The organism is Paenibacillus sp. GCM10027629 (genome assembly GCF_042676425.1).
GTDB lineage: Bacteria > Bacillota > Bacilli > Paenibacillales > Paenibacillaceae > Paenibacillus_K > Paenibacillus_K terrigena.
In genome coordinates, this window is the sequence record NZ_JBHTGZ010000009.1 from 945,411 (window position 1) to 967,094 (window position 21,684).

The following is a 21,684-nucleotide window of genomic DNA, read 5'->3' on the forward strand; positions in this document are numbered from 1 at the left end:
GCATATTTAATTAAGCTAGCACATGCACTCGGTTTACATAAGTTGGTGGACCAATTTACTTTCCAAGAAAACAATATCAATATATACGATGTTTTAGTGTTTGATGGATATACTTTAAAACCTATTGACTCATTTTGTAGGACCATATTCTGAATTAATTCTACCTTTTATTACGTTATCCTGCCCGTTAGCTTAATAAATGAGCAGGCTGAGGTAGCCTGCTCAAAAATGCTTTGTTATTGAACTATCGTGTCCCGTTAATTAAAAGGACCTGGTTGTTTTAGATTCAAAATGAATAATTAATTGATTATTATTCGTAGCTTTGACAGCTAACCTAATCAATTGGTTTAATTCACTTTGCATTCTTTCTCTATTCATCCTATTTCTTGTTTGTGAACAGAGTGAATTATGTTCGCAGGAAATTTTTATCCCAACACTAACTCAAAACGAGCGAAAATATCTTCTTCATACCACATCGTGAAATTAGTTCCCCATGTTGTGTTCAAGAGTGTAAACGTAAATTTATTGTTGTCTTGATGGTATTTGTTGTTATAACTTAGATTGTTATTTGTTCCGATTCCCAAAAGAGGGGCATCAATAGGTTTAATATTGATTTTTTTATCGCTACCATCGTAAATTAACTCTTCAATCATGTGTTGCAACTTATTTCCGTGACCTACCACTTCAAAAGGTGAAATAACGGTATCAATTTTACGAATCTTAGTTAAGTACGGCGAATTCAAACGTGGTGTAATGTCAAAAGAATAAATTTCTGGATAACGAATTGCATCTTTATCCTTTAATAAAAGTGCAATTTCAACTTTATCTCCAAATTGATATTTAACCTTTACAACTCTTGGAGCACCATACTCCTCCACAGCTCTTTGGCTATACTTTAAAGTTGCAATAATCGAATCATTTTCCTTAACTAATTTCACAACATGTGGTGTGAAATTTTCATTCAATTGAATGCGTTTTTGAATTTCCATTCCTGGTTTTAAGAAGTCAATTGCCCACCAATTATGTTGTAATTCACGCAAATAGTTGTAACGTAGGTTATCATAGTCATTTTGCCCAGCAATTGTATAGCTCAGAACCCCGAGTTTGTTGTCCTGATCAAAGTAAAGTATTCCATCCTTTTCTAAGTGGTTAATTGAACCATCGCTAGCAAACATAACTTGATACCCGTTTACCGAAATCAATTCTTCCAAACCACATTCAATACCTTGGTTTTCAAAGATATGATATGGAACTTCGATAAGTTTTTTAATGTTATTTTGATCTTTAGGCTCCAAACAAGCTATCGCACGATCAACGTTCTTGCGTTGTTCTTTCCATGAAGACTCATAAAATTTGTACGAACGATCAGTCCACTCATTATAAGTGAATTGCATTTCGCCAACAGTTGCATCTTTAACAATTCCATAAGCGTAGGTTAAATCAAGATCGGTAATTTGATCTAAACTACGCGCTCGTTGGAAGTCTTTCTTTTCATAATTCATATAGTCACTGAAATAGCGTTTGATATCCATTCCCCAAGTATGCTCTGGAACTAACATCGCATAGAAATTAGCATCATCATTCTCTATTTTGTTATCAAACATGTAATTAGTTAAAATCCGATAATCACGAATGATTTTCGGATCAGACATCATTCCGTGAATCCATGTGTCCCCAATTTCCTCTGTAATAACTGGCAGTTGGTCACGTACTTCCCAAATTTCATTTGCAAACTGATCCATTGAAGTCATTTCAAGCTCATAGTCTGGATACTCATTCGCCATTTTTGACAAAAAGACGTTAATTTTCTCTTTTGTTCCTGGACCACTATTATCATGAGTATGCATAAACGCCAGCTTGTTATCCATGCAATCAATTCCGATTACGCCACCATAGTCGTCTGAATAAGAGACAATTATCTCACTTTCGCCATTCTTCCATAAAAATGTATCTGGAACTTCTGGAATTGAGCTCGAGCCATTTACACCAATGTGTAGGAATTTAATTCCTTGACGATATAACTCATCAACAATCCCGATAGTATGTCCTGGGACGTCAGTCATCTTTGCGCTTGTTGTTTTGTATCCATAACGAGCATCTAACTTCTTTGAGATTGAAGTCATGTAATGTAAAGTTTGAGGTGTCATAGTTTCAGATTCAAACGTACACGGGATTGCGTGCCAGCGAATGTAACCTTTCTTTATGGCGTCGTCTAGCTTTTTACAAGCTTCTTCATCCATGTTTTTGAAGTAATATTCAATAATAAAGCTACCTGTTGTCCAAACAAAGTCTTTGCCCTCTTTTCTTAAGTCTTCAGCTAAAGTGATTGCGTTTTGAATGTAATCATGGCAATACTTGTGCAAGACATTTTCTGCTAAATCGGTAAAACCAATGTCAAAATGAGTTTTGTTTACCACATAGATTTTTTTCATTTCTATAATCACGCCTCTCTTAGTCATAATACGTCGTGAAATAATTGCTTTCAGGCTTTTACTCCACTTTTGTTTTTACAAGGTTCGGCCATTCCAATTCGGACTCTGAATCATGATCTCTCATAAAGCACCTCTTAATAATTAATTATTGGTATTTCACTTAACATCTCCGCATATTGTGGGGTATTCGAAGTAATAATAGGTCATTCCATACGTCTAGTATTTATTTTATACGGACACATCTTTATAAAATCCTGACATTTTAATGTGTCTACCACCTGTTTCATACGATAAAATCTGATAAAACCAAATCAATCGCGAAAAAGTCATTAATACTCTAATTGAATTGTTTAATTAGACTGCCCGTTATCTTAATGATTATAATCTAAAGAACGACAATCGGATCATATTCTTGGGTACACTTTCTTGTCACTCGACAGTACAATAGTCTTATTCTTTATTACCACATATTTGCCTACATAAAAAATAAAAAGCCTGACACAGCAGGCTTTCCTCAGATTAAATATGTAGGTATCTTCATTCTTTAAATCGACATTCCTGGCTACGTTCGCATTCACGCTTCATGCCTTCGCCGTTCCGATTGCCACCCATGTTATGTTAGTAGGCGCAGCGAAGCTGTTTATTTACACCGTCAGTTATAATGTCAATGTCCTGCGACGAACGATTATACATGGAATCCGCGGCGAATACCCTGACTATATATGGAGTATTCGGCAATAAATCTGTAATCTTATATTGCTTGTATTCATTGTATGGATGATCTAGCGGCAGCGAAAGGCTGTTGAACGATTTGTCCACTTCCCCGGTGAGCTTGTTGATCAGCTGAATATTATATTCCAATACGCGCACATTGTCATTTGCTTGCTTTATTGTAAAAGTAACTTCGTTGCAATCGATAGAATTGACCTTAATACCTTCATCAAACTGCGGAGCAATGAGTTCTCTTGTATCGCTCCTGCTGTATGTAAAGGCATCTTTGCCTTCGCCGACGTTTACTACATAAGGTATGCCTACAAATTGATCTGTACTTAAATTATACTGTTTGATAATCATTTTGGTGCCGTAAACCTCAAAGAAATTCGCGATGCGAGGTGCGGTGTTGTAATTGATATACGCACCTTCTATATAATCGCCGTACGGACCGCTATCAATATAACTGGAATATGTTGACGCACCGCATTCGAGATACGTAGCCGCCCCTTGATAGAGAGAACGTTCGTCGGTAGGGTCGAAATGCGTATGACCTGATAAATACACCACCTGGGACAAATTGTTGTCGGCAATATATTTACCTACCTGATTACTTGCCTTGCTGCTCCATTCCGATGACCACACGGTTCCGCTTATAGGGAAGTGAGAAGATACAAATATCGGTTTTGTTGGATCGTAATCCTCTTCTTGTGTAATTTGATTGAGGAAAGTGCAGGTTTTCCCCACCGTATTGTTGTTGTTATGATTGCCGTCAAAACCTACAATATTATATCCTTTTACCTTTACCCTATAAGAATCGTTAAAGAAATTGTTGTCGTACGAATTCGTAGAGGCGTTCCACGCGCCTGCCGAACCGACTGGTATTAACTCTTCAGCGCCCTCCATATCATGGTTGCCTCTTATTATATAAAACGCGGTATTGTCAAATAAACCCTCATTTTTAAGATTGTCGTATACGCTTGTCATCTCTTTCATCCACAGGTGTTCTATGGCATTGTTACCACCGGTAACGTCGCCAGGAATAAACATGACATCGGCCTGCGGGAATACGCTCAGTTCTTTTCTGAAACTTTCTTCCACGCGCTTGATTGCACTGGGACTCATTTCCGGGTCGCTGTCCACAATCATATTTAAATCGGCGGGAGTTAATGTTTTGTTGCTTTTTTGATAGATAAATAAGGCATTGTTTAGTTCACGTACGTAATAATTGATGGTTTCCTGTGTATATAATTTTACTTTTTGCGTTGCTGCAACCGAAGTTGCCGTATTCAAAACCTTCTTCAAATAATCAAAATCGATTTCGCTGAAGCCGTTGCCGAGACCGGCTGCTATTATTGTATTTGCTTCTGATATTGTGTCGTTAAGAGCGCTCATATCTACTTTATTTACAGCGTAACTAGTATAATTCGCTTGAACTACATCACTGCTAAAAGCGCCTTCCCAAATCATCAGATCTGCTATATCGAATGAATTACCGCCGAAGTTGCCCAATCCGTCGCAACCTATATTTAATGGGTTCGATGTATCTAAAGTTCCTAGCCCTAGCGTAGTTTCAGCCATTTCGTAACCATCAATATACAACAACGCGAGCATTTTATTTCTGTCTACAACAAAGGTCACGTAACGCCAATCGGAAGCATCAAACGTGTTGCGACTAAAGGAAATGTTGTTTACTGATGCGGTCGGGAATCCGAAATTCATTTCGACCGAATTGGCTGATGTGTAAATCGCCCAGCCTGCATTAGAGCCGTTACTATAATCCTTGTTTGAACATATGACCTGAGTATCATTCGTGTCACCCTTATACCAGAAGGATATGGTAAAACTGTCATGACCAAAATTCAAGCTATGCGTCGTACCGACATAATTGCTGTTTCCGCTTTCTAAATGCAGAGCTTTGGTCCCTGGTATTACACCGTCTACATAACGATATTCTCCATTTACAACCAACAAATGCTCTTGATCTGCATCGTCCATTAAATGATTATCGAATTTAATAGATGCAATAAGGGGGTTGGTATTTAACACTGTGCTCGTGGGCAATGATGTTTTACTGTCACCATTTAGTTGTGTAACTACAACGCGCAATTTTTTACCAATATCATTTAACGTTACGGTGTAGCTGTTGGATGTACCACCTGATTTTACATTAATATATTGATCGCTCATACGTGATTCCTGTACTTGCCATTGAAATGTTGGATTTTTGCCCATTGAACCATCACGCATGATAACACTGGCGGTGATCGTTTGACCATAAACCAGCTGCATATTGTCAATTTCCCCCGATACGATTTTTTTAGGATAAATTTGTCGATGAACACGACCGCATATATGGGCATTCAGAAAGTAACGACTCATCAGTATCTAAATGCCATCGTGCTGCTCATATCTGCCCTTTCTGTCGCTTCTATAAAGAATCAAGCCGTAGCATAGGTTTCATTATTCGTCTTATTCCCAGAAGTACATCGAAAATTTCATTTTTAGGAACATGTAACAGACAATTTAAGGCATATACAGCATCAAAGGTATTGTCCGCAAAGTCTAAATGATAGAAATCCATAACATATGCTTGTAGTCCCTTTTCCTTGCAATACCGTATCATCTCAGTGGATAAATCAACGCTTGTTACCTCAATACCGTTTTCTTTGAAGTAAATACTATCAATTCCAGTACCAGCACCAATTTCAAGCAACTATTTTTTATCCGATGATAGTAACTTACTCAGAAATTCTTCTCTTTCGACCAGTTTCCACTCAACTGGTTTAGTATTTGCCCTACGATGCGAATCAATATCATATGATTTAGAAAGAATAATTTTATCCAATTTTACACCTCGATTGATATATGCTTTCAATAAAACTAACTTGATCAGAATTTTAGCTGTACCTTATTACGAATTAAACTATCGTGACCCGTTAGCTCAATAGCAAAATCTATATTTGAATCACGCTGATCATATTCCCGTTATTATCGGTAAGATCAAATCGTCTAGGTTCTCCATTTCTTATCTCGGACACTTCTACTCCGAGTTGCCCCAGACTCGCCCTAACTTCATCTGCATTCTTCACAACAAAATTGAAAGGGGTGTACTTATTGATAGGTTCAAAATCCGGGATTTGCACTAAATGAAACCCACAATTTGGTGAAATTGCTAGTCCAGCCATTCTTTCATTGCTCCAGCGAAGACCAAAACCAAACACTTTTTGATACCATTCCAATGACTCCTGAAGATCCCTTACAGGTAGAAAAACCGCATCAATCCGATCAACAAACCGTTCAACAACTTGTTCACTCATTGGGAAACCACCTTAGTTATGATATGTTTCCCTTTTATAATACAGAACGTTTGTTCTTTTGTAAATATATTCATTTTTTAACAATCCTGACCGTTAGCGCAACGCGGCTGCCGATCCATGCCGGCAGCCGCGTTTTAGTTATTTTATTTAGCTATCGTGTCCCGTTAGTGTAACGCTTAACGCTAACAGTCAGACTAAATACTTTCAAATTTCACAGGTCTCATTAATAATTTTATCAGTTGCTCCTTTGGATCATTTTCTTGCGAAATGACGGAATCAACAGCTTCACATATTGTAAGTTCCAAATAATATTCGAAGGATAGTCGCAATAATGCTTTAACGGTTGCCGCTAACTCAGCTAATTTCTCGAACCGTTCTTTTCTTACAAGTGCCTCACCAAAGCGTCGATTATGACTATATAATTATTCGTGAAGTATTTGAATTATCCTACCGTTCGTATTATGAGGTCACCAGATCTTTCTGGTCGACCTTTTTTTTGTATGGTCGTAAGATTGCGGTAACCGGGAATCGAACGGTTCTGCCCGCGGGATTTAGATCCCGAGAGCTATTCAGTTCATTCCCCCTACTTGTTCAACCATGGTTAGGCTGGTTGGGACATTGATCCCGTATCACATGCGATAGTGTGGAAGACAAGAAGGTTAGGGGTTACAGGTGAAATTGATTCAGGAGTAATGTCGTGAATCCGGTGATTGGGTTGGATGTGTCCAAGGGAGAGAGCCATGCACAGGCTTTTTTAGACCGTGGAATACCTCACGGAAAGATCTTCAGGTTTAATCATGACCTTGAGGGGTTATTCAGTTCCTGGATGAACACCAGTATTTGTACATTGTTATTAATCCTTTAATCTCCCATAACGCCAAGAAAACCAATTTGCGACGGTTCCTTACATCCCTATAGCTGAAGCAAGGGGTTATCCGGCGCTAATTTATAACTGAAGACATGGATCTGCAGGGACGACCACAGGGATACCTTCTTGCTGCATCGTTCCCAGATTGTTGTTTCACTCACAGTCATCCTTCGGCCAAGCCGCCTCCAACTGAATACCGTTGTTGTCCGGGAAGATAAAATTTCGTATTGCCCTTTGATCATAAATGTCGGTCACGACGATTCCCTGCATAAGAAGCTTTTGCCGCAATGCAAGTCCTTGGTCTTCGGTGGGCAGCCGGAACGCAATATGCTGAAGAGCGCCGGGCAGGAATTGGAACAAGGCAGCACCGGTCGGATCCTCCGCCAGACGCTTCAACGCGTCGAGACTTTGGAAAATTTCCGCTTCCCGGTGTTCAAAAAAATGGATACCCCACGTATCCGCACTTCTGCCCGGCCGGATGAAAGTATGCCTCCCACGTCGGGGAGTTGCCGGATAGACGGTACCCGCTTCCATGCCGAGCATGTTCTCATAGAACCGGATCGTGGCGTCGAGATCCCGCGTGACAAGCGCCACGTGATGGAAACCGTCCCATGCTAGCACATCATGTAATATGTCGTTACTGTCGTTTTCCTTCCTGCTGTATTTCTTCATGATCATCCTGCCTTCCGTCGATTTAATTAGAATTCTAACTATATGGCAATATAAAATCGGCCGCCCGGACGGTTAAGGCTTGCCGAACACTCCGACCAACTTCTCCAGCAGATACCGGAGAGTGTCAACTTCCTCCGGACTCATGCCCTGTCTGACACGCTCGTCTACCGTCCGGGTTACATGCCCGGTTCTCTCCGCCGTCCGCAATCCTTCTTCTGTCAAGTACAGCCTTTTGTACCGGGCATCGTGAGGATCCTCCCGGCGGACAACCAGTTCTTTTTTCACAAGTCCGTTAATCAGGCTCGTTACGCTGGGACGTTCGATCATTAGAATATGCTCCATCTCCGAAGCCGCCATTCCCGGATAATGATGCAGAATGCCGATCGCGCTCCATTGCGTGTGGGTAAGCCCTTCTTCGCGGATCTGTTCCTCCGCTTCCCGGCGGACAGTCAGATAGGCGACCTTCAGAAGCCGTCCGATTGGCCCGCGGTTCCACTCCCACGGGGCTCCTTGCATGTTTCCTTCTCTGTCGTACATATCGGTGCCACCTTTATATAGTTAGAATTCTAATTATAAAATAGCCGTTACCCTGGAAATTGTCAATTCCTGGATGATCCTTCTCCTTTTAACGAAAGAAGAGAACCGGAGGTCATCCGATTATTGGAGACACCGCCCGTCACTCCCGGCATAGGCTACTTCTATGGAATCACGTTAAGGAGCGTTGGATGTCCCTCGTTTTCCCTCAACCGTCACTGAATAACGGACGATTCGGCAGTGCAGTCCTATGAGTATGTATCGCTCAATTGCAGCCCTCCGAGCCGTGGATGAGCTTCTGTCCGCTTGGATTCGCTCGCCTCCAGTGTCGGCGTTAACGTGTTTATGCGGAGCAGAACGGCGTCCAATCCTTCGACGATCTGCCCCTTGATTTCGGGCTGAGGCGGCCACATCTGAAAGGCAACCTTGATGGTAGCCATTCATGTGTAATTAAACTATTCTGCCAGTTAGCGCAATGCGGCTGCCGATCCATGCCGGCAGCCGCGATTTAGTTATTTATTAATCTATAGGGTAGAACAGTTCAAATAACCACCTTTTTACAAAGACGGATTGCATTTGGTCATTATATCAACAATAGGATTTAACATAGCCTTATAAAAAAGCGTGAATCAAAAATAAAACAGCAAATGCAAGCCCCGATCGCAAATGCCACTTTCGATCTAGCCTCTTATATCGAAACAACCCCGAAATCGGCACTGGAAGCAAGACTAAAAACGCAAGTAATCCACTTATATTAGTGAAATTAAATTTAAAACCATACATGAAGACAGCAACCACATGAAGTAAAATAAAAGCGATGGCAAGTACTGCAACAGAAGTATGCCACCTTCGAACAAATCGGAGCAAGGAAACGATCAATTTTTTTATGGTACCCATACGATCCCATATATGCTGCTTGACGATGAAAAGAAGCACATAATTAGCTAACACAAAGAATAAAGCTAATCTTGCAATCGAGCCATAGTTCTTAAACGTATGTTCGAATCGGCGGTTGTGGAGGGTAGTAGACGGGAGATGTAACATGCTCCAGAGTCCCCATAGTACAATCAATATGGATACTGTAACTGCAGCAATCACCCATATTTGTTCTTTGGCTGGGATCCACGTCTGTTTTGGTATCTTATTTTCCCGTATATTCATGTTGATCCCCCCTATCGTTATGTTCACTAAAATATACCCTACTTTTCTTAAAATGAAATGAGAAATGCATGATGCTGTGACTCACGAGCAAAATGTTTATTCTAAACAACAAAAAGAAATGGATAGAGATTCAGATGGCGTCTGAACCCTCTATCCATTTCACAAACGTGTCCCGTTAGTTTAATAAATTGGACGATTTTATGTGTAATGCCTTTAGGCCTTCCGATAAGAAATTAGATAGGGAACCTCCCTGTTATACCCACATTTTAGATGATTATATCTATAGTCAAAATGAAAGGGCCTCTTCATGTTGCCCCGTTTTACAGTAAAAAGTGTGAACAAAACAAATGCTGTTACAAACTTCCTATCGGAACAGCTATTTAGTACTTTGCTCTTATATTCGGCTTAGTTTCGTCACCCGGCCGTATTCCACCCATTCCACCACATAGATATCACCGTTGGGCGCTACGCACACACTATGTGGCGAGCTGAAGGTACCGTCGGCGACGCTTCCTTTTGGGAGGTTCGGCCAGCCTTCTTTCTTGTAATCCTCTGTTTCCCCAATATGGCTGATTAATCGGTTGTTCTGACCTAAGATGGTCACTCTGCTCATCAAGTCCGGTATATATAGATCCTCTCCATGAAAAGAGAATGAACATGGCGCATGAAGATCATCGCTAATGATTTGCAGGGGCTCTCCGTCTAACGAGAACACCTGGATGCGTCGGTTTCCCCGATCCGCTACGTAAACGAGAGGCTCTCCGGTTCGCATATCGATGGAAACGCCGTGCGGACAATCCAGTTGACCTTGAGCGGTCCCCTTGCCTCCCCAAGAAAGTAAATACGTGCCATCCGGATTAAATTTGTGGATGTAGCTTTGGCCGTATCCATCGGCTACATAAATATCGCCGTTTGGCGCAACCGCAACATCCGTGGGCACGAATTTCCGTTCGACGCCATCTTCCCCCGGTCCATACAAATCCAGATGGTTAGGAGCGGATAGGGTCATAACGGTACGTCCCTCCAACGTCGTTTTGATAACTAGCCCGCGCTCAATATCGGATAAGTACAAATATTCGACGCCATGCTCCTCATGTATCTTCATACCGTGTGCTCCGCTTGCAAATTCCTCTCCCCACGATTGGAGAAAATGGCCTTCATCATCAAACATCATTACGGCGTCCTTGCTCATATTGAAAATAAAAACTCTGCCCTGCTTGTCTAAGGCGATCCCGTGTGTGTAGCCGAACGCTACACCATCAGGAAGCTTTGCCCAATCGTGATTTACTTCGTAGCGATACGGATTTTGGCTGGACATCTTAGATACCTCCACTTAGTCTTATTGGTTTTTTAGCAAATAACGTCTATACAACTTTAGTGTAAACGATGACTGAGGGATGGCCCCCGTTTTTATTTCTCTTTATAAGCTAATCATGATGGCGGTTAAGGATAGAGCACCGGCCATGAATCCCCTTCATACAGATCTCCATCATTGCCGTTAAGAATTAGTGCGTTGAAATGCTGACCTTTCGGATTGAAGCGATAGCGCGTATCACCGGTCATCAGGTGTACCGCCATCGAGCGGCGTGGCATTTCAGTCACATTGGCACCGCTGCCGTGGATCGTCAGCGCATGGTGAAAACTTACTTGTCCGGCCTTCATAACGAGCGGAACCGTCGTAAACACTTCATTCTCCGGCAATTCCATCTCCGCTTGCTGCTTCTCGAGGTTTTGTTCGAAAAAGTTGTTGACGTTCACGAGCCCCCACTTATGGCTCCGAGGAACGGTCTGCATGCAGCCATTGGAGAGATCCACATCGGTGAAAGCGACCCAGGCCGTTACCAGTGTCGGTTCCATACAGTTTTGCCAATAGACATAATCTTGGTGCCAGCCGACGTTTGCCGTTTCTTTGCCTGTCCCCCTGCCGGGTTTATAGAGCAGTTGGTCATGCCACAGCCGAATGACGTCGGCGTTCATCAACTTAGCGGCGATGGCGCCGATCGTCGGATCGGTCGCCACTGCACGGAGTTTCAAATCCGACCAATGCGAATTGTCCGTTTTGCGAAGCGCGCGCGGGTAGTCGACGCCATCGAGCCAGTTACAAACCGGCTCTCTCCCGGTTTCATACTCTCCGCGATATATTTTTTCCTGATGCTCAATAATCTTCTCTAGTTGTTCATCGGAAAAGATTTTCGGCGACACCCAGTATCCGTTCTCCTCGAAGAACCGGATGTCTTCTTTTTCCGGTAGGCATTTGGTTTGAAGTAAATTGTTCAAAGCTACGCTCACACCTTTCCCACAGCATATTGGATGAAATTTTATTCCAGAACTCCATTGTAAATTGAACTCCAGTCAAGGTCTTTACCCATCATTTCTGCATTTTTAAAGATTTTGATCATGCTTTGATGAGAGTGGCGTGTCGAAGAAACCAAGGTCAGCCCTGTTTCGATTTCAAGCTTGCCTTTACAGTTGCAATCTCGTGCTCTATCATTGATGTAGCAAAAAGACATCGCTCCGGAAAGGTGAGGAGGAATGGTAGAAGAGAAACCCGAGAAGTATGCTAAGCCTTTGAACGCCAGAGTAGTGGAATCGGATACGGAAATGCGATTTGAGCTTCCGTTCATAGATCTAGATAATTTGTTTTACATCGGGATGAACACGACCATAGATTGGAAGACAAATATCCATTTTCACGATCATTTCGAACTTTGCTATTTGGATCAGGGAAAGCTGGCCTATTTTATCGATAAATCCATGTATCAGATAAATCAAGGAGAATTATTTATCACGAAACCCGGGGAAAGGCATTATGGACTGACGGACGGGATTTCGCATTTTCGGCTGTATTATATGGGATTCAAGCTAGACAAGATGCGCGCTATTGAGGCGGAATATTACAATATCGGGGTCGATCGGATCGTAAAGGATAAGGACCATCAGATCAATCGGTTATTTGACCAGATCTTCGGTGAAGTGAGAAACAAACGGCAGGGCAGTACGGAAATGGTGCATGGGTTGTTTCTTCAGCTGATGGCGACCTTGCTTCGGCTGCACCTCGACCGTACGCTGCCCTGCGACAACAGGCCGAAAACGCTCGGACCGATCATCATCAAATTGATGGACTACTTGCACAAGGAAATCCGATACGACCATAACATCGAGGAAATCGCGGATAAACTCCACATTAGCCGTTCTCACTTGGCCCGGGAATTCAAAACGACTACCGGAATGACAATCGGGGAGTATATTCGTAATTTATGCCTTGACAAAGCGAAATACCATCTGCGTGAGACCGATAAATCGATAACGCTGATCGGAGAAGAATTGAATTTTACTTCAATTAATACGTTTAGCATTTTTTTCAAGCACTATATGGGAATGTCTCCTTCGGAGTATCGCAAGCATACACGAGTTAAATAGTTAAACGACACGGAGGGACTCCACCTGGGTCGAGCGCCCAAACTGCTGCAAAAAGCATCATGCTTATTCCTAATAACATTATTTTCACGGACCTCATCTTAACCCCCCAGTTTAAATAGATACTTTCCTGCTTCGAAAAGAGGAATTGAACTATCGTGTCCCGTTAGTTGAATAATGGAAAGTATCAATCTTTAACTTATATATAGGCTGCTGATAGATATTTACTTGATTTTGGCTTATAAACCCAGCTTTCTCATATAAATCGATAGCTTGCTTGTTTTCTTTTTCTACTGTTAAAGATATAACCTTACATTTTTTGTGTTTTTCTTTTATAAATTCAATAATTTTAGTTAAAGACTGTTTTCCATATCCTTTACCTTGAAGTGTCTTATCGATCTGAAATCCACAAATCCAATAATTGTCCTCACTGTCTGGTGTATAGCTAATATAAAACGCACCAACAATTCTATTATTCTCATATAAAACATAAGGATCTAAAGCCTCATCCCAAGGTTTTATGTAAGCAAACGCTAGTGATTCTGCAACATTAGGAACAAATGCTTTTTGGCTCTCGTGCACTGATAGTTCAAATGCTTCTTCCCAATTATCCTTTGTAATTTCTTTAATACAAATATCATACATTTACAATCTTCCTCCTAAAATATCAAATATTTATATTTTACCACATAAATCCATTCGAGTTTCTCTTGAGCTATCCTGCCTGTTAGCGCAACGCGGCTGCCGATCCATGCCGGCAGCCGCGTATTAGGTATTAATTAAGCTATAGTTTTCCGTTAGCATAGTCTTTATGTGCCATACGTGTTAATCTCTACTTTCCGCCCATCTGGATCGTAAAATGCTATTTCCCTGCCACATCCACCACGATCCTTTATTCCATCGGTAGTTAACTCAACACCAAGTTCTTTCATTCGCAAATAAATTTTTTCTATCTCTGAGTTTTTAACCCTAAAGAGGAGAACGGCGTGATTATACCCATCTTTATTATTAAAGTTCAATGTTAATTTATCTTCCGACTGAATAAAAAACAAGGATAGACCACTTGCGGTATGTAGTACGACTAAATCCGTATTAGGTTGGAGGGGGGAATGACTAGACGCATTAGGATCAAATCCGAATACGTCGACGTACCATTTTGCAGTAAGATATGGATCTTTGGCTGGAAGGTACAGTGTCATTAAATCGATAATGTACGGTTGGGTTCTTTTCTCACCGATTTGTTCACTCATTTTGTTTCTCCTCTCGGATTCAGGATCGATTGTAGGTTCATTCATAATACTGTATTCGGCACCTATCCAGAATCTTCCTCCAGTACCACTCTCGTTTTTTTAAAAAATAGGAGTGGATAATTTTGATTAAACTGCCCGTTAACGCAACGCGGCTGCCGATCCATGCCGGCAGCCGTGTCTTAGGTATTTATTAAGCTATTAGCTTAGCGAAGTAAATTTTTTTAACTATGTTGCCAATTTATTGAGGCGCTTTCGTTCCAAGTAATTTTAATCCTAATCCGATAAATATAATCCCAGTTATTTTGTTTAAGTAGGTACCAATTCTTTGGTTTACATTTATCTTCTTAGTGATGAAAGAGGAAAAATAAGCAACAAAAAGACACCAAATCAATCCAGTGAATGAAAATGTCAGTCCTAAAATTATGAATGAGATTGGACCAGAAGCCTTTGTATCAATAAATTGTGGAAGAAAGGATAAGAAAAATAAAGATACTTTTGGATTTGTAAGACTTGTCAACATCCCTTGTAAGTATATTTTTATGGGGTTGTGGTTATTTGTTTTCGATGCACTAAAATTTAAATTTGATTTATCCAGTAACATTCTAATTCCCAGATAAACTAAATAAATAACTCCAACTATTTTAATAAAATTGAATAATACAATGGACTTTGTAAGTATAATTGACAATCCAAAAGCAACTAACAAAGTATGGATTAAAGATCCACTAATAATACCGAAAACAGAATACACTCCAGCTTTCCTACCCTGAGAAACACTTCTTCCAACAATATACATTGTGTCTGCCCCAGGAATTAGATTTAAGAGAATTCCTGTAAGCAAAAATACTTCGTAATTTATTATTCCAAACATTTTGTTACTTCCGCCTCCCCATTTTGAAATACATAAAGAAGAAACAATACTATAGATAAGACATCAAGTCAATTGATTAACATGTACTACTTGCCCCTTTTCGCCTATGTATTCACCCGAATAGATTTGACCTTCCATAAGATCTGTTTGGCTACGGCTACATCACTAACATGTATCAATTAAAAAAAGCCGTTGAACACTTAAATGTTCAACGGCTTAGATAGTAACGGCGGCTGCTAGCGAGTTCTAAACTATTTATTTCCTGTTAGCCACGGTTCATCATTACTTGGAAACCGTCCTCTCTTGACCCATCGAGACAGCCTCTTAATGAACTGCTAATATCCGTATTATGGCTCAATTATTTGTCTACCCACATTCACATCGTCTACCTTCCATTGGTTATCAACAAATTTATAGAATACATAACGATCAACGAGCTCGAGATTGATAGGACCACTTTCAAAGTAAGTAGATTGGTGCATTCTCGCCGCTGTGGTGCTGTCGTAGGTAATATCGGCCTTTTTTGTTAGTATAGCGTTATTTTTAATGCCATTACTGTGAATAATCTTGTTAATAAATGAGTCCGTGAAATAAGGTCTGAAATATGTTCGAATTTGCGAATAGCTTGAGAGATCGGTGGCTTCATTTATCTTTGTATTAAGCACGTTTATTCTCTCCTGACTCATTCTCCAAGACTTGAGTGACTCTGTATGGATAAAGACCTGTTGCAGTCCGATCGTAATGGTTGCTTTTCGTTCTTGTTCGGACCACAGCGCTGTTCCGACAAAGGCCTCAGCAAAAACACGTGCTGGTACATAAGTTACTCCATTATCTATTTTTGCTGGCACATCAAGCTTGAAAGCAGCGTTATTTAATAAAGCAGTGCGAGAATTAACATGCAGCAATAGCTCTCGATTACCACGAATAATCGTAATGCTTTTTTTTGCCTGAATCCAGATCACTTCTGAATTGAATTTCTCTGAAACAGCACGTAATGGAATCAGCACTCGTCCATTTTCAACTTTTCCATTGTCAACCTTATTCGAAAAATTATTGGCGAAGCTTATCGCTGGATTACCGATTAGTAAGGTACACACTAAAGAAAGTGTTAGTGCGATTTTTGTTTTTTTCATAGATGATTACTCCCACGGTTCTATTATACTTTGGACCCTAGCTCAATTCTGTAGTCAAAACTTCTTTGCGATACACTCTCTTCAGTTAGGTAAACGCAATCCTAATGGATAATGTTGCAGATTATAATTAGAAATATATCAACTGTATCATATTCCGCAATACCAAGCCTGCCGAAATATACCGCTCAAGAAATCCACGTTATCCTGCCCGTTACTTCAACAAAACAAAAAGGAGCTGACTCAAGCAAGCTCCTCAACTTTCGTTCCTCGTTAGCTGAATTATATTGGCAGCTCTTTGTTAATGCGCTCTCGTTATCAATTGTATAGAGATTTATTTTCTTTTTAATAATTTATGAATACTCGACGGCTGTAAGCCAGCTTGAATAAGCAATTTAATATTGAAACCTGATTTTCCGTAGCTTAAACGATACCAATAATAATTTATATATTCTATCATGAAAAAAACGTAAATTAACATACCTACAATTAGGTCCCTTTTATTCTGGGATAGCATAATCAATAAAACAATTACTAACACAGCTAGAATAAGATTCGTACTTCTAAGCACAATCAAGGTTTTCAGCATTAAAGATGGTTTCAGTTTACCAGTTGAATAAGCTCTATATACCCAATACAAAACACCTTGAAATAATATAAACACTAGGAATGATAGCGCAAGCAAGCTCGCAAGTCCGAAGTCTAAATAAATTTTATATACAACCAAAAAACAAAAAGCGGCTGCTAACTCACCCAACGCAAGATTCAATAGGTGTTTTCTTAGTTTTCTCATAAACCTCCATTTCAAAGCACATCAACAGTCTTTGATCGAATTGCTGTTTTCATTTTATCAAATTAGATTGTTAAGCATAACTGCCCGTTGGCTTAAAAGGCTGCCGGCAGCCTTTTGTCATTGTACTATCGTGTCCCGTTAGCTTAACGCTTGGTGATCATACGTTACGTATGACTTTTTTTCATAACGGTAAATCCTTTACTTTGAAACGCCATCACCCCTCGGAAATTCAATGAGCCAATTTTTCATATGCGATAAGGCTGAATTTAAAGAGCTCCTGATAGAAAGTCGCTTGTTAGTTAGAACAGCCAGTTCCCATGTTTCCTTCAACAACGCTTTCAATTGTAGAGACTCATTCCAGCGGTCAGATATTTCCACTCTACTTTGACTGTTGGTATCTAAGTGAGTTACCGCGTATTCGGGAGGCCCCAGTTCGCAAACAACAGGTAAAGAAGTGTTCTCAGTTGCTGTCGCCAGCCAGTTACGCATGCCGAATACCCACCATTGAACAAAGGACTTCGTCGCAATGTGAAGTGAACGACCATCACTACCACCGATTTCTGACTGAATCTGCTTTCACATAATAATCAGCCACTTGGGCATTTAAGTACGATGCCCCCATCGCCTTAGCTCTTATAATCAGTTTCCTTATTTCGTCTGCACTTTTCGGAAAGGACTGTACCCCGTAGCTGAAAGAATACTTCTCCAACAGTTTTATCCATTGATCGGATTGGTCCGATTCGGTTAGGCGCGCGAATACTCCAGTATAGCCTGCTTGCGAGATCCGTTCAAATTTTTCTTCTATTGACATGTCACCGAAAAGTCCTGACATCGCCCACCATGACATTTGAATATCCAATCTTGGGCTGCTATTTTGTTTAGATTTCATTCGTCGTATTTTCCGCCTCTAGCATTCCGCTCCGGTGAGCTCATTTGTAAACATACGCTTGTACTCCTTTGGATTTACACGCTCAGCTGATGCTGGAGCATAATGGAATTGTAATGCTCTACGGCGCATGGTCGATAAGTTTGAAGGCGTACCATGATAGAGCATACCATGGAAGAACAATACCCCTCCTGGCTTTAATGGCACAAGTACATCCCGTTCCACTGGTACTTGGGAATCACATAATTGCCAATCCCTGACCGCATAGTGCGGAGTAGCCCCTTCCTGATGCGATTTTGGAATGACATGCATACAGCCATTATCAATAGTTGCTTCATCCAGAGCAATCCATACTCCAATAACCGCTTTTGTATAGGTAAGATTGCCATAAGCCATGTCCTGATGCCAAGGCTTCTCACCACCACCATGAGGAGGTTTGAGAAGAGCCATATCTTGTATCAGCCTCGGTTCTTCTCCAAAAATTCGGGAAATGGTTCCAATTATACTGGGATGATATGCAATGTTGCGAAGTTTTTCTTCTACATTTACAAATTCATAAATTTTTCGCAACGCCAATTCCCGTTCCTCTACAGTTTTTAACTCGCTCTCAGGCTTAGCGAATTGTAACTTTGCTCCTTTAGCATCCACTAGGCCCAAGTACATAAGTGCATCGATACTGGTTTTCACTTCATTGTCATTTAATAGGTGATTGGATGAGATAAAACCCTGCAGTTTGTATTTACGAATAATATCGTCGGTGATTTCATTCACACCATTTAGACTCACATGCATTTTGTCATATCGATACAGCATCTTATTGATTTCTTCCATACTTAATTCTATCCTCGACATTTCAAGACCCTCCTGAATTTTGAGTGAAATTCCTTGTAATTATCCTATCAAGTTAAATACAATATATGGATAGAAGTAAAGAATGAATTTTTGGACTTAAATACACTTATCTTTTGAAAGTTGGTTATGAAATGAGGAAAGAATCGTCCTTGGACAACTATTTTTTTGTTTTAAGCGGAAGTAGCGGTAAAGTGAAATGTGAGCCAAATTGGTCCTGGCAGCCAGCACCGTTAACTGATTATGATTTATGGTATAACAAGTCAGGGCAAGGGGTGGTGTGGCTAAACGAGAAGAAGCATCATGTGAACCCAGGTACGTTTTTCATTTTTCGACCGGGCGATAAAATTCGTGCAATGCATAATCCAGATAATCCCCTTACAGTGATCTACTGTCATTTCAAAACATTCCGTATGAGGGATAACTTCGAAGCCGATCTGCCTATGCCAGAGGAACGTTTTGTGTCAGTTAAAGATCCGTATCGGTTGGAACCACTGCTACAACAGTTGGTTGACTTTACAGCTTGGCAAAGTCAGCCGGAGGATGAAGAGTTTAATTTATTACTTAAATTGATTCTAACAAGATGGGAAAAGGAACTTAGCAGTCCATATGAGACAACACGAAATTACTACTATGAGCACATTCTACAACGCTTGCATAATGAAATTCGGCTTAGGCTGTCGGAGCCAAGCGATTATAAGGTACTGGCAGCGGCTACAGGTCTAAGCCCTCGCTACCTAAGTTTGATTTTAAAGAGATATTCGGGTTTATCTTTAAAGGAGACTATTACAAAATTACGTATGGAGAGGGCAGTTCATTTGCTGAATGAGACTACAATGACCATTACTGATGTGTCTGAAGCACTCGGTTATGCTGACATTTACACGTTCAGTAAGCTATTTAAACGTTATTATGGTGTCTCACCTTCTGGTGTACGATTGGGGGTAAATCAATCATAAAATAATTGCGAAGGGATTAATCTATCCTGCCCGTTAGCGCAACGCGGCTGCCGATCCATGCCGGCAGCCGCGTCTTAGTTTTTATTAAGCTATAGTGTCCCTTCAGGTTAACGCCAGCGCCCAGTCTACAACTTTATTATTACGGTCTAGTTCTTTATTGTTCAGTACTTCATTTTATCGAACATCAACAAATCTTTTGCATTTCTCCACCCCATGCGTTACTATTTTTATATTGACAAATTTGCAGGTCTATATAAGGAGGTTAACACGCTATGTGCCCCCGTACCAAAGAACAAAATGAGCTCATACGCATACAGCGCAGAGAACAGATCCTGGACGTCGCTGCGCGATCCTACTTTCGCACGGGCGGCAGCTTTGATATTCGTGACGTCGCCCGCGAGGCAGGGCTTGGTTACGGTACAGTATACCATTATTACCCCAACCGGCATTTATTAATAGAAGATGTGTTAGGAAGCGGCTTCGAGCGATGCGAGCAAGTTATCGCAAAGTGGGCGAACATCAGCGGCAGCCCCCCGGATGACTGGCAGTTGTTGACGTATTGTAAAGCGCTGCTCGAGCTGTGGCAGTCGGACGCCCGCGCATATCTCGTCTACAAATTGGCGGCGGAACATTATGCAGGCTTGCCTGAAAGGGATCGACACCACGCCAAAAGAAAATTTATGGAACGGCTGTACGTTCCACTCCAATCTATCGCCCAGTGCGAAGACGACAGCGTCGACCATATGCTTGCCGTGCTGGTCGGTTGCTGTGGGCTGCACTACTATGCGGGCAATTCCGACCTGGACGTCGATCGAATCGCCCGACTCGCTATGCAAGCTATTACGAAGGAGTTCTGATACGAACATGGTCATTTTAAAAAGCAAGCATGAAATTGAGGCTATCCGCAAGGCATGCCAAGTGGTGGCTGAATGCCATCGTACAATCGCCCCGCTTATCAAACCGGGTATTACCACCAACGAAATTGAGCGCATATTCGAGGACATTATGTTGAAGCACGGCGCAAAGCCATACCAGAAAGGCTATAAGGGCTATCAATATGCAACCTGTGCCTCCGCCAACGATGTGATCGCACATGGCTTCCCTAGCAATAAGCCACTTGAGGAAGGCGATATCGTGACGATCGACACGGTCGCTGAGCTCGATGGCTGGCTCGGCGATTCGGCCTGGAGTTATGCGGTCGGGCAGATCTCGCCGACGGCCGAGAAGTTGATGCGTGTCACGAAGGAATGTCTTGACCTGGGCATCGAGCAGGCGCAGCCCGGCAATCGACTCGGCGACGTGACGAGCGCGATTCAGCAGCATGCGGAATCACACGGTTTCGGCGTCGTGCGCGACCTTCTCGCCCATGGCATCGGCCGCGACCTGCACGAGGAGCCGACTTATATGCATGTCGGCAAGCCAGGAAAAGGCCTCCGTATCAAGGAAGGTATGGTGTTCACGATTGAGCCCATGATCACCGAAGGAACCTACTTCATGACAATCGATCCGGACGGCTGGACCGCACGGACGATGGACAACAAGCTCGCCGCCCAATACGAGCATACGGTCGCCATCACGGCTGAAGGTCCACAAATTTTGACCGCGCAATAGAAAAATTAGAGGTCGACCAACAAAATGGTCGACCTCTAATTTTTCGTATTCGGCATAGCATCTTTCTTTATTCGTTACAGGTGTCATGTAAACGATATCCCGTTCCATGCCGACGATGACGTCTTGAAATCCTTGTTCGGTCGTAAGTTTCTCGAACCAACTTACGAATAATTCAAAACCTTCCCGATTATTCTCAAACGCAATTGGCTTCCCGAACTCG

General features: G+C 41.5%; 22 protein-coding genes and 2 pseudogenes. 5 read left to right on the forward strand and 19 right to left on the reverse strand.

Features of this window, described 5'->3' with window-relative positions; all coding sequences use genetic code 11:
* Positions 1–425: 425 nt before the first annotated feature.
* From ACFQZR_RS13800 to ACFQZR_RS13820, 5 genes and pseudogenes are all read right to left on the reverse strand, one after another.
* Entirely contained in the window at positions 426–2,459 is a 2,034-nt protein-coding gene (locus ACFQZR_RS13800; protein ID WP_379346721.1) for a DUF5054 domain-containing protein, read from the reverse strand.
* Between the two features lie 591 nt (positions 2,460–3,050).
* Positions 3,051–5,525 carry a LamG-like jellyroll fold domain-containing protein gene (locus tag ACFQZR_RS13805; protein WP_379346723.1) on the reverse strand — a complete coding sequence of 825 codons (2,475 nt, stop codon included), beginning with the start codon at positions 5,523–5,525 and terminating at the stop codon, positions 3,051–3,053.
* Positions 5,526–5,574: 49 nt separating this feature from the next.
* On the reverse strand, positions 5,575–5,859 hold the full coding sequence (locus ACFQZR_RS13810; RefSeq protein WP_379346725.1) for a class I SAM-dependent methyltransferase: 285 nt from the start codon (positions 5,857–5,859) through the stop codon (positions 5,575–5,577).
* Positions 5,860–6,100: 241 nt separating this feature from the next.
* Entirely contained in the window at positions 6,101–6,463 is a 363-nt protein-coding gene (locus ACFQZR_RS13815) for a VOC family protein (protein WP_379346727.1), read from the reverse strand.
* 194 nt (positions 6,464–6,657) lie between these two features.
* A pseudogene (locus tag ACFQZR_RS13820) lies at positions 6,658–6,870 on the reverse strand (NAD(P)H-dependent glycerol-3-phosphate dehydrogenase); the annotation flags it as partial.
* A gap of 290 nt (positions 6,871–7,160) precedes the next feature.
* On the opposite strand from ACFQZR_RS13820, the pseudogene ACFQZR_RS13825 reads away from it, so the two are divergent.
* A pseudogene (locus tag ACFQZR_RS13825) lies at positions 7,161–7,372 on the forward strand (IS110 family transposase); the annotation flags it as partial.
* Positions 7,373–7,484: 112 nt separating this feature from the next.
* Here ACFQZR_RS13825 and ACFQZR_RS13830 read toward each other — a convergent pair.
* From ACFQZR_RS13830 to ACFQZR_RS13855, 6 genes are all read right to left on the reverse strand, one after another.
* Positions 7,485–8,003 carry a VOC family protein gene (locus ACFQZR_RS13830; RefSeq protein ID WP_379346729.1) on the reverse strand — a complete coding sequence of 173 codons (519 nt, stop codon included), beginning with the start codon at positions 8,001–8,003 and terminating at the stop codon, positions 7,485–7,487.
* Positions 8,004–8,075: 72 nt separating this feature from the next.
* Positions 8,076–8,540 carry a MarR family winged helix-turn-helix transcriptional regulator gene (locus ACFQZR_RS13835; protein ID WP_379346731.1) on the reverse strand — a complete coding sequence of 155 codons (465 nt, stop codon included), beginning with the start codon at positions 8,538–8,540 and terminating at the stop codon, positions 8,076–8,078.
* Positions 8,541–8,785: 245 nt separating this feature from the next.
* Entirely contained in the window at positions 8,786–8,950 is a 165-nt protein-coding gene (locus ACFQZR_RS13840) for a hypothetical protein (RefSeq protein ID WP_379346733.1), read from the reverse strand.
* Between the two features lie 199 nt (positions 8,951–9,149).
* Positions 9,150–9,698 (reverse strand): hypothetical protein, encoded by a 549-nt coding sequence (locus ACFQZR_RS13845; RefSeq protein ID WP_379346735.1) that lies wholly within the window; start codon positions 9,696–9,698, stop codon positions 9,150–9,152.
* 394 nt (positions 9,699–10,092) lie between these two features.
* Complete coding sequence (locus tag ACFQZR_RS13850) at positions 10,093–11,016, reverse strand: NHL repeat-containing protein (RefSeq protein WP_379346737.1); 924 nt, start codon at positions 11,014–11,016, stop codon at positions 10,093–10,095.
* A 125-nt stretch (positions 11,017–11,141) separates the two neighbouring features.
* Entirely contained in the window at positions 11,142–11,975 is an 834-nt protein-coding gene (locus tag ACFQZR_RS13855) for a phytanoyl-CoA dioxygenase family protein (RefSeq protein ID WP_379346739.1), read from the reverse strand.
* 255 nt (positions 11,976–12,230) lie between these two features.
* Here ACFQZR_RS13855 and ACFQZR_RS13860 point away from each other — a divergent pair, with 255 nt between their 5' ends.
* Positions 12,231–13,118 carry a helix-turn-helix transcriptional regulator gene (locus ACFQZR_RS13860; protein ID WP_379346741.1) on the forward strand — a complete coding sequence of 296 codons (888 nt, stop codon included), beginning with the start codon at positions 12,231–12,233 and terminating at the stop codon, positions 13,116–13,118.
* 150 nt (positions 13,119–13,268) lie between these two features.
* On the opposite strand, the gene ACFQZR_RS13865 is transcribed toward ACFQZR_RS13860, so the two are convergent.
* The 8 genes from ACFQZR_RS13865 to ACFQZR_RS13900 all read right to left on the reverse strand — a co-directional run bounded on the left by ACFQZR_RS13865 (position 13,269) and on the right by ACFQZR_RS13900 (position 18,897).
* Positions 13,269–13,760 carry a GNAT family N-acetyltransferase gene (locus ACFQZR_RS13865; protein ID WP_379346744.1) on the reverse strand — a complete coding sequence of 164 codons (492 nt, stop codon included), beginning with the start codon at positions 13,758–13,760 and terminating at the stop codon, positions 13,269–13,271.
* 164 nt (positions 13,761–13,924) lie between these two features.
* The gene (locus ACFQZR_RS13870; protein WP_379346746.1) at positions 13,925–14,365 is read right to left on the reverse strand and encodes a VOC family protein; all 441 of its coding nucleotides are present in this window, start codon (positions 14,363–14,365) and stop codon (positions 13,925–13,927) included.
* A 238-nt stretch (positions 14,366–14,603) separates the two neighbouring features.
* The gene (locus ACFQZR_RS13875) at positions 14,604–15,236 is read right to left on the reverse strand and encodes a LysE family translocator (RefSeq protein ID WP_018759652.1); all 633 of its coding nucleotides are present in this window, start codon (positions 15,234–15,236) and stop codon (positions 14,604–14,606) included.
* Between the two features lie 347 nt (positions 15,237–15,583).
* Positions 15,584–16,369 carry a stalk domain-containing protein gene (locus tag ACFQZR_RS13880; protein WP_379346749.1) on the reverse strand — a complete coding sequence of 262 codons (786 nt, stop codon included), beginning with the start codon at positions 16,367–16,369 and terminating at the stop codon, positions 15,584–15,586.
* 331 nt (positions 16,370–16,700) lie between these two features.
* On the reverse strand, positions 16,701–17,159 hold the full coding sequence (locus ACFQZR_RS13885) for a hypothetical protein (RefSeq protein WP_379346751.1): 459 nt from the start codon (positions 17,157–17,159) through the stop codon (positions 16,701–16,703).
* Positions 17,160–17,357: 198 nt separating this feature from the next.
* Positions 17,358–17,648, reverse strand: coding sequence for a hypothetical protein (locus ACFQZR_RS13890; protein WP_379346753.1), 291 nt, complete (start codon positions 17,646–17,648; stop codon positions 17,358–17,360).
* 58 nt (positions 17,649–17,706) lie between these two features.
* The gene (locus ACFQZR_RS13895; protein WP_379346755.1) at positions 17,707–18,048 is read right to left on the reverse strand and encodes a hypothetical protein; all 342 of its coding nucleotides are present in this window, start codon (positions 18,046–18,048) and stop codon (positions 17,707–17,709) included.
* An 18-nt stretch (positions 18,049–18,066) separates the two neighbouring features.
* Positions 18,067–18,897: a phytanoyl-CoA dioxygenase family protein gene (locus ACFQZR_RS13900; RefSeq protein ID WP_379346757.1), complete on the reverse strand. Its 831-nt coding sequence runs from the start codon at positions 18,895–18,897 to the stop codon at positions 18,067–18,069.
* 113 nt (positions 18,898–19,010) lie between these two features.
* Between ACFQZR_RS13900 and ACFQZR_RS13905 the strand changes: the two genes are divergently transcribed.
* The 3 genes from ACFQZR_RS13905 (at position 19,011) to map (ending at position 21,464) form a co-directional block, all read left to right on the forward strand.
* Complete coding sequence (locus ACFQZR_RS13905; RefSeq protein WP_379346759.1) at positions 19,011–19,853, forward strand: AraC family transcriptional regulator; 843 nt, start codon at positions 19,011–19,013, stop codon at positions 19,851–19,853.
* Between the two features lie 272 nt (positions 19,854–20,125).
* Positions 20,126–20,710, forward strand: coding sequence for a TetR/AcrR family transcriptional regulator (locus tag ACFQZR_RS13910; protein WP_379346761.1), 585 nt, complete (start codon positions 20,126–20,128; stop codon positions 20,708–20,710).
* Positions 20,711–20,717: 7 nt separating this feature from the next.
* Complete coding sequence (gene map / locus ACFQZR_RS13915) at positions 20,718–21,464, forward strand: type I methionyl aminopeptidase (RefSeq protein ID WP_379346763.1); 747 nt, start codon at positions 20,718–20,720, stop codon at positions 21,462–21,464.
* The last annotated feature ends 220 nt before the right edge of the window (positions 21,465–21,684 follow it).

Coding starts and splice junctions, on each gene's coding strand:
- ACFQZR_RS13885 (WP_379346751.1), bottom strand. CDS start 17,159: ATGAGAAAACTAAGAAAACACCTATTGAATCTTGCGTTGGGTGAGTTA.
- ACFQZR_RS13875 (WP_018759652.1), bottom strand. CDS start 15,236: ATGTTTGGAATAATAAATTACGAAGTATTTTTGCTTACAGGAATTCTC.
- ACFQZR_RS13850 (WP_379346737.1), bottom strand. CDS start 11,016: ATGTCCAGCCAAAATCCGTATCGCTACGAAGTAAATCACGATTGGGCA.
- ACFQZR_RS13880 (WP_379346749.1), bottom strand. CDS start 16,369: ATGAAAAAAACAAAAATCGCACTAACACTTTCTTTAGTGTGTACCTTA.
- ACFQZR_RS13800 (WP_379346721.1), bottom strand. CDS start 2,459: ATGACTAAGAGAGGCGTGATTATAGAAATGAAAAAAATCTATGTGGTA.
- ACFQZR_RS13815 (WP_379346727.1), bottom strand. CDS start 6,463: ATGAGTGAACAAGTTGTTGAACGGTTTGTTGATCGGATTGATGCGGTT.
- ACFQZR_RS13895 (WP_379346755.1), bottom strand. CDS start 18,048: ATGAAATCTAAACAAAATAGCAGCCCAAGATTGGATATTCAAATGTCA.
- ACFQZR_RS13890 (WP_379346753.1), bottom strand. CDS start 17,648: ATGCGTAACTGGCTGGCGACAGCAACTGAGAACACTTCTTTACCTGTT.
- ACFQZR_RS13830 (WP_379346729.1), bottom strand. CDS start 8,003: ATGAAGAAATACAGCAGGAAGGAAAACGACAGTAACGACATATTACAT.
- ACFQZR_RS13840 (WP_379346733.1), bottom strand. CDS start 8,950: ATGTGGCCGCCTCAGCCCGAAATCAAGGGGCAGATCGTCGAAGGATTG.
- ACFQZR_RS13805 (WP_379346723.1), bottom strand. CDS start 5,525: ATGAGTCGTTACTTTCTGAATGCCCATATATGCGGTCGTGTTCATCGA.
- ACFQZR_RS13835 (WP_379346731.1), bottom strand. CDS start 8,540: ATGTACGACAGAGAAGGAAACATGCAAGGAGCCCCGTGGGAGTGGAAC.
- ACFQZR_RS13900 (WP_379346757.1), bottom strand. CDS start 18,897: ATGTCGAGGATAGAATTAAGTATGGAAGAAATCAATAAGATGCTGTAT.
- ACFQZR_RS13845 (WP_379346735.1), bottom strand. CDS start 9,698: ATGAATATACGGGAAAATAAGATACCAAAACAGACGTGGATCCCAGCC.
- ACFQZR_RS13910 (WP_379346761.1), top strand. CDS start 20,126: ATGTGCCCCCGTACCAAAGAACAAAATGAGCTCATACGCATACAGCGC.
- ACFQZR_RS13870 (WP_379346746.1), bottom strand. CDS start 14,365: ATGAGTGAACAAATCGGTGAGAAAAGAACCCAACCGTACATTATCGAT.
- map (WP_379346763.1), top strand. CDS start 20,718: ATGGTCATTTTAAAAAGCAAGCATGAAATTGAGGCTATCCGCAAGGCA.
- ACFQZR_RS13865 (WP_379346744.1), bottom strand. CDS start 13,760: ATGTATGATATTTGTATTAAAGAAATTACAAAGGATAATTGGGAAGAA.
- ACFQZR_RS13860 (WP_379346741.1), top strand. CDS start 12,231: ATGGTAGAAGAGAAACCCGAGAAGTATGCTAAGCCTTTGAACGCCAGA.